At 25.5% G+C, this 6,463-nt stretch carries 5 protein-coding genes; 4 read left to right on the top strand and 1 reads right to left on the bottom strand.

Going from position 1 to position 6,463, the window contains the following annotated elements; translation table 11 throughout:
* Window positions 1-951 (top strand): alanine/glycine:cation symporter family protein (locus tag ACYUDJ_RS17300; RefSeq protein ID WP_460277473.1); only part of this gene is annotated, 951 nt, incomplete at its 5' end.
* A gap of 203 nt (window positions 952-1,154) precedes the next feature.
* Here ACYUDJ_RS17300 and ACYUDJ_RS17295 read toward each other — a convergent pair.
* A complete protein-coding gene (locus tag ACYUDJ_RS17295; protein WP_003486910.1) occupies window positions 1,155-2,426 on the bottom strand; it encodes a methyl-accepting chemotaxis protein in 1,272 nt (423 codons plus the stop codon).
* 266 nt (window positions 2,427-2,692) lie between these two features.
* Here ACYUDJ_RS17295 and ACYUDJ_RS17290 point away from each other — a divergent pair, with 266 nt between their 5' ends.
* From ACYUDJ_RS17290 to ACYUDJ_RS17280, 3 genes are read left to right on the top strand one after another with little or no spacing between them, the layout of a single operon-like run.
* A complete protein-coding gene (locus ACYUDJ_RS17290) occupies window positions 2,693-3,538 on the top strand; it encodes a GGDEF domain-containing protein (RefSeq protein WP_042385265.1) in 846 nt (281 codons plus the stop codon).
* A complete protein-coding gene (locus ACYUDJ_RS17285) occupies window positions 3,531-5,195 on the top strand; it encodes a DUF2334 domain-containing protein (RefSeq protein WP_003486907.1) in 1,665 nt (554 codons plus the stop codon). The genes ACYUDJ_RS17290 and ACYUDJ_RS17285 overlap by 8 nt, the downstream gene beginning before the upstream one ends.
* 5 nt (window positions 5,196-5,200) lie before the next feature.
* Window positions 5,201-6,463 carry a glycosyltransferase family 2 protein gene (locus ACYUDJ_RS17280; protein WP_042385262.1) on the top strand — a complete coding sequence of 421 codons (1,263 nt, stop codon included), beginning with the start codon at window positions 5,201-5,203 and terminating at the stop codon, window positions 6,461-6,463.

Raw genomic sequence — 6,463 nt, 5'->3', positions numbered from 1 at the left:
CCAGCCTATTATATAAGCAAAGGACTTAAAAGTAAATTTTTAGCTAGTTTTTTCTCTATAACTATAATATTAGCCTTAGGATTTATAGGTAATATGGTTCAGGCAAATTCTATAGGGGCAGCTTTTTCAAATATTTCTAATATACCATCTTGGATAATAGGAATAATAGTTGCAATACTTGGATTGGTTGTTTTTATAGGAGGAATAGGAAGAATAGCTTCTGTAACAGAAAAAATGGTTCCTATAATGGCTTTATTTTATATAATAGGAAGTATTATAATATTAGCTAAGAATTATACAAATATATTACCTGCTTTTAAATTAATATTTGTTTCTGCTTTTAATCCTAAAGCTGCTGTAGGTGGAGTTGCAGGTGTTACTGTGAAACAAGCTATACGATATGGAGTGGCAAGAGGATTATTTTCAAATGAAGCTGGAATGGGATCAACACCACATGCCCATGCGGTAGCTAAGGTAAAACATCCAGTAGAACAAGGATTAGTAGCTATAGTTGGAGTATTTATAGATACTTTTATAGTTCTTACATTTACAGCATTCGTAATACTTACAACAGGGGTACTAGATGGAAAGACAACAGGCATAGAATTAACACAAAATGCATTTACTCAAGGATTAGGTAATTTTGGTGCATACTTTATAGCCATTGCATTATTTTTCTTTGCTTTTTCAACAATAATTGGATGGTATTTCTTTGGAGAAGCTAATGTAAAATATCTTTTTAAAGGTAAGGGCTTAAATATATATAGATTATTAGTGGCAATTTTTATAGTGGTAGGAACAACTTTAAAAGTAGATTTAGTTTGGGAACTTGCAGATACTTTTAATGGACTTATGGTAATTCCTAATGTAATAGCATTGATAGCTTTAGTTAAAATAGTAAAAGAGTCATTAAAGGATTATAATGAAAATTTTAAAGTTACAGATAAATAAATATAAGAAAGACTTTAAGTATATTAATAGCTTAAAGTAGTAATATAAGAATATATTTAAAGAATATAAAATTTTAAAGAAGGGTATATAATAAGCATAGAAGGATGTATTACTAACATGAGGTTATGTTAGTAATACATCCTTTATTTTTGATATAACTAATAATAGTAATTAATATAAATTAATTACTATTAAGATTTTTATTACTCTACTTTGTATATATTTATTTTATTTTCTAAAGAATTAGAAAGATTACTAAGTCTATTAGAAGAAGTCTTAACTTTGTTTAAAATATTTAATTGGTTACTAATGGAACTTGAAACTTCTTTAGTATTATTAGCGTTTTCCTCAGCAAAATGTGTAACTGAAAAAATTTCATTTTTAGTTTTTTCGCAATTATTAGTCAATGTATTTGCAGAATTTAAAACTTTAGTTATATCCGTAGATACATTAACTACAAGATTAGATACTTCATTAAATGCTTTTATAGCCTCTAAAAGTGAAATATTTTGCTCATCTACAACTGAATTTACTGTAGTTATTTGATTAACAGTACTAGAAACAGCATTTTCAATATATTTTACAATTTTTTCTATGCTTTCAACAGAGTTAGCAGATTGTTCAGCAAGTTTTCTAATTTCTTCAGCTACAACCGCAAATCCTTTTCCATATTCTCCAGCTCTTGCAGCCTCTATAGATGCATTTAAAGCAAGAAGATTAGTTTGCTGAGAAATTTGTCCTATAACATTAACTATATCACTAATTTCCCTAGATTTTATTTCGAATTCTTTTACAGAATTTACTGCCATTAGTGAAGCGGATTTAGTATCTTTCATTTTTATTTCTTGATTTTTAACCGTATCTTCAATAACATCTATGGTATTTAATGCTTTAGTAATAAAAGATTTTGAGTTATTCATGTCTTTTAGTATATCATTAATATCTTTAGATAAATGGGATATTAAATTTTCACATTCATTAAGACTATCTGCTTGTTTGGAAGAAAGGGTAACTACATTATTTATAGATAACATAGCTTCTTCTAGCTTTAATATTGCATTGTCTAAGTATGAATTGTTTTCATAGGAGCTAGAGGTTACGTTTAAACTTAAATCTTTTACAGTAATTATCATAGATTTCAAATTATCTATTACATTGTTTAGATTTTGAAGCATTTCATTACCATTTGTTAAATTTTCCTTTGAAAGTTTATATGTAAAATCATTATTTTGTATGCTAAGGGCAGCCTCATTAACTAAAATGGAGGGATTTATAAATTTTTTTATATTTTTAAATATAGAGGAAATTCCTATTATTATTCCTGATAAAACATAAAATAGAATATTCAATAAAAAATTTTTACCGTTAAGATTTAAAATATAGGATGTAATAATTCCTAATATAAAGGTTGAGGGTAAAATTAAGCACATAGTTGTAATCATATATTTTGTTTTAAAGCTAGTATCAGTGTACATATTTTTTAACTCCTTTACATGAATAAATAGGGATATTATTTACAATATTAATTTACGATATTTTAATGAAAACCTTTATGTGAATTTTTATAAATAATATTGTTAAATATAAATTATATTTGTTTATAAGGAAATAATATTAACATCAATAAAATAACTATAGTATTAAAGAAATATTATGTTATAATATATGGAAAATATAGTAAAAGAACGTTGCTTAAAAGTATGAATTAATAATAAATTTTTTCCTGGAGGGAAATAAAAATATGAATAGATTTTCTAAGAATATAGATATATACATAATTATTTTGTTATTAAACTTTTTTTGTATATGTAGTTTTATATATTTTAATCTAGGTAAAAATATTATGTTAAATTTTATAATGTTAGGTTTACTATTTACGGTGACAATAGTAGCTTATTTTAGAGGAATAGTTGAAGGCTTTTTATTTAGTGCTATGATTATATTCTTTTATGTTACTTATATAATTTATAATAATATAATTTATAGAAATCCTATAGAACTTATTACTTATATTTGGATGGTTGATATACCCTTAAGTGCTTTTATATCTGGAAGGTTATCAGAAAACATAAACTTAATTCAGAATATAAATGCAAAACTGCAAAAGGAATATAGAGATTTAATAACCATTGATAGGACTACTGGCCTTAGTAATTTAAAAGGATTTTATATGGATTTAGATAGAGAAATGAGTAAGGCTAAAAGGCATAAATTAAGCCTCTCTCTTATGATCGTAAAAATACAGTATTATGATGAACTTAAAGTTATTTTAGGAGAGAAAAGAATGGAGGAAATTTTAAAGGTTATAAGTAATGTTATAACCTTAGCAATTAGGGGAGAGGATATTAGTTATAAATTAGATAAAGATATTCTTGCGGTGCTTATGCCTAGTACAAATATTCAAGGGGCTGAGGTAGTAAAAGGTAGAATAAAGGAAAGTATCAGTGAAGAAAACTTAAAAATAAAACAAGAGGATAAGAATGTTAATCTTGATATAAAAATAGGAATAGTAGAATATGAAAATACTATAAAAGAAGCCTTTGAATTTAAAGAATTAGCAGAAAAGGAATTAGAGTACGATGTATAAGAAAATAATTATTTATTTTATGGTATTCTTTCTACTATTTACGAATGTAAATTGTAAAATTAGAGCAGTGGATAATGTTAAAAAAGAAAAAGTCTTAATAATATATGATAGTTTTAAATTTTTTCCCTATAACAACAATATAGTATATTCTGTTAGAGAACTTTTAGGAGCCTTTAATACAGAGGTAAAAGTAGTAAATGTGGCCGATTATAGGGAAAGGGAAATAGATAATTATGATTATGTGTTTGTAATGGGTATAGAAGGAAAATTAAATAAAAAAGAGCTTATAAAGGACTTAAAAGATTATAATAAAAAAATATGTTGGATAGGAGAAGGTATAGATATTTTATTGCAAAACGACCCTAAATATAATATGGGGTTTTTAGATTCTAGATCAGATATTACAGAAGTCTATTATTCTAATAAAGAAAATATAAATATTTCTAAAATGGAAAAATTTTATTTAGATTCAAAAGAAAGCTTTACAGTTTTAAAACCCTATTCTAAAGAAGCAAAAATATATGCTTATTTAAGTAATGGGAAAGACTATTTCCCTTATATAGTAAATGAAAAAAATTTATGGCATATAAGCAGAATAGATGACAACTCAGTGATTTTTTATATTTTTTCAGATATTCTAAATTATATATTTAAAGTAGATAAATTTAAAGAGGGGAAAGTTTTTATAAGAATAGAGGATGTTCATCCTTTAAGAGATATAAATGAGCTTAAAGCTATAGCAGACTATTTATACAGTGAAGACGTACCCTTTATGATAGCTCTTATTCCTACTTTTGTAGATACTAAAACAGGTTATATGAATAGTATGTCAGATCAAAAAGAATTTATTGATACTATAAAATATATGCAGAAAAAAGGTGGCACAGTAATACTACATGGATACACTCACCAAAATAGTAAAGAAGAAGCTTCAGGAGAGGGGTATGAGTTTTGGAATGGAAAAGAAAATGCTCCTTTGAAAGTGGATATGGAAAAGTATGTGTATGACAAAGTAGGAAGAGGTATTAAAGAATGTGTAAAAAATAATATATATCCATTAGGCTTTGAAGCACCTCATTATGCTATGGACATGAGAGCATATAAACAAATTAAAAAGTATTTTTCCACTTATGTAGGGCAATATCAAAGTAGCGATAAAAGATTTACAAGTACAGCATATCCTTACATACTAAAGGACACAGAAATTTTTAATATATTTATCCCTGAAAATCTGGGATATGTAGAAAAGGAGAATCCACTATGGCTTAAGGAAATACAGGAGAATTTTCGTCAGATTTCTATGGTAAAGGGATATACTGCTGGAGTATTTTTTCATTCTTATATAGATATAAATTATTTAAAAGAACTAGTTGATTATTTTAAAAGTGAAAATGTTGATTTTTTAGATTTGAAAAAAGAAGAAAATTGGGTTAAATGGAATGACATAAAAATTTTATCAAAGGATGGGAAGGTAAATATACAGTATAAAAAAAGTGAAGAGGATAATAAAATTAATAATAAAAAAAGTTTTAAAGATAAACAGTTTATAGAAAGAGCTAATTTTATAATTATAATAATAGTGGCTGTATTTGTGATTATATTTCTTATTATATTTTTTGTATCCAAGAAAAAGGATAAAAATAAATTTTTAAGGTGATAAATGTGAAAAGTTTAAATTGGTTAGATTATTTCTTTATTTATTCTTTAGTTTCAATATGGATGCTACTGCTTGTAAATATAATTTTATCTTTGTCTGGGTATAGATATTATTTAAAAACTTTAAACAGTGAACTTAAAGGATTAAAGGATGAAGAATATCCTATGGTATCCATATTAGTACCTGCCCATAATGAGGAAAAGGTAATAGGAAGAACGGTAAAATCTATTTTGCTTTTAGATTATCCTAAAGATAAAATGGAACTTATTGTTATAAATGATGATTCCTCAGATAATACTAAAAAAATATTAGAACAGATTGAAAAAGAATACAGATTTTATAATTTTAAAATAATAAATACAGATAGTATAACAGGAGGAAAAGGTAAGTCCAATGCCTTAAATATAGGGTATAAACATTCAAGTGGTGATTTTATAGCCGTATATGATGCGGATAATACTCCAGACAAAAATGCATTAAAATATCTTATTGAAACTATAATTGAGGACGAAAGTTTAGGAGCAGTTATAGGAAAATTTAGAACTAGAAATAAAGACAGAAATATGTTAACAAGATTTATAAATATAGAAACCTTAAGTTTTCAATGGATGTGTCAAGCTGGAAGATGGAATTTATTAAATTTATGTACTATACCTGGCACTAATTTTATAGTAAAAAGGGATATAATACAAAAGTTGAATGGTTGGGATCCAAGGGCTATAGCAGAAGATACAGAAATAAGTTTTAGAATATATGAATTAGGATATAAAATAAAATTTGTACCATACTCCGTAACCTGGGAACAGGAGCCAGAAAATTTAAAGGTTTGGTTTAAACAAAGAACTAGATGGGCCAAAGGTAATATTTATGTGCTTCTAAAATATTTTAAAAATATATTTAAAGGAACTAGTAAAAATATAATATTTGATATTTTTTATTTTTTTTCAGTGTACTTTTTATTTTTATCCTCTGTAATAATATCTGATATTTTATTTATTGTTGGTATTTTTTCAAATATAAATTTACATGTTACAGGAAATTTTAATGTTCTTTGGATATTAGCATATGTGCTTTTTGTTTTAGAAGTAAGTTTAACCCTAACCTTAGAAAAAGGGGAAAGTAATAGGAAAAATTTAATACTTGTGCCTATTATGTATTTTACATATTGTCAAATGTGGATGATAGTTGCACTTAAAGGAATAATTCAATATATGCAGGATAAATTGTTTAAAAAAGAGGTTAAATGGTATAAAACGGAAAGATTCTAA

It is taken from the genome of Clostridium sp. CTA-6 (assembly GCF_054768115.1).
Note: the sequence above shows the minus strand (reverse complement) of the source record. Positions and strands in the feature narration are given on the sequence as shown.

What these genes read in the sequence shown, in the direction of transcription:
- ACYUDJ_RS17295 (WP_003486910.1), bottom strand. Translation starts at nt 2,426, where the DNA reads ATGTACACTGATACTAGCTTTAAAACAAAATATATGATTACAACTATG.
- ACYUDJ_RS17290 (WP_042385265.1), top strand. Translation starts at nt 2,693, where the DNA reads ATGAATAGATTTTCTAAGAATATAGATATATACATAATTATTTTGTTA.
- ACYUDJ_RS17285 (WP_003486907.1), top strand. Translation starts at nt 3,531, where the DNA reads ATGTATAAGAAAATAATTATTTATTTTATGGTATTCTTTCTACTATTT.